This is a genomic window from Bacillus sp. LR--39, from assembly GCF_053613335.1.
On the sequence record NZ_JBSIOT010000321.1, the window covers coordinates 1 to 1,074 of the forward strand.

Sequence of the window (1,074 nt, forward strand, 5' to 3'; positions counted from 1 at the left end):
GCAACAAACATGTCTCTGATTCTTTTTAATACCATACCTGATTCCTCCTAATATATTGATATTATTTTTTCTTCAAAAATTCTTCCCATTCGTCATCAAAGTGAGATTGGTAGGCAGCAGAAGCCGGTTCAGGATCAAAAGATGATACACCGTTATCAGCTGATCCGTTTTTCATCAGCTTCCAGCCGTAATACACCATAGCGGCTGCCAATGCGATTCCGACGACAAACGGAAGTGAGCAGATGAGCATAATGGCTCCGATACCGCCCACGATGATTCCCGTGATGGTTTTTCCCGCGGCAAACCTTTTGACTCCTGCGTATGTCATTAAGCTCCCGATGGCGAGCGGGATGATAAAGCCGAAGCTTCCCCCTCCAAAAAAGACGGATATCCCAAATACAATTAATAAGAATCCGCCTATTGTTTTCTTGTTGATCTTCATGCAGATCCTCCTTTCGTTTTCCTTGTCTTCATCTTATACAAGTTGGAAGATATGCAAAACGAATCAGAGATTGATTTTTATATAAGACCGGAGTCGTATCTCGCACAGGACCCATTGGCACAAAAAAACGCCATGCACGAGGCATGGCGTTTTAAAACCCTTTACAGATGAACACTTGCTTCCCTTTCTTTAATCAGGTCGGACCTTTCTGCTTTGGCCAGTTTTGTAAACAGCAAGATTCCGATACCCGCAATAATTTCGACAATCCCGCCGGCAGCGATCACTTTACCTGAGCCGAAAGCATTTGCGGCATACCCGCAAATGACAGCTCCGGCAGGGATCGAAATATTGGAGATCATATGTATAACGGCGTAAACCTGCGGCTGATCCTCACTATCCACAGACGTCTGGATAATCGTGTACTCAGGAACATTAACAGCACTGACTGCGGCGCCAAAGGTAAAAGCAGCGAAAAAGACGAGCGGCAAAAAGGTATTCATCCCGGTAATAAAGAAAGCAAATCCTTCAATAATGCCGGCAGTGACGAATAACAAGCCGTACCTGTTTACCTTGACTTTCGCCAGCACAAACCCTAATAAAAACGCGCCCGCGGCGGTGGTGGCCTTTAAAAG

At 45.3% G+C, this 1,074-nt stretch carries 2 protein-coding genes; both read right to left on the reverse strand.

Annotated elements, in window-relative coordinates:
• Positions 1-61 precede the first annotated feature (61 nt).
• Positions 62-442 (reverse strand): cell envelope stress-induced membrane anchor protein LiaI, encoded by a 381-nt coding sequence (gene liaI / locus ACWHAR_RS22880; RefSeq protein ID WP_014480835.1) that lies wholly within the window; start codon positions 440-442, stop codon positions 62-64.
• A 161-nt stretch (positions 443-603) separates the two neighbouring features.
• Positions 604-1,074: MFS transporter (locus ACWHAR_RS22885; RefSeq protein WP_452087922.1), on the reverse strand; the 471-nt coding region annotated here is incomplete at its 5' end.

Excerpts from the sequence above, each read along its gene's own strand:
- liaI (WP_014480835.1), bottom strand. The coding sequence starts at position 442 with ATGAAGATCAACAAGAAAACAATAGGCGGATTCTTATTAATTGTATTT.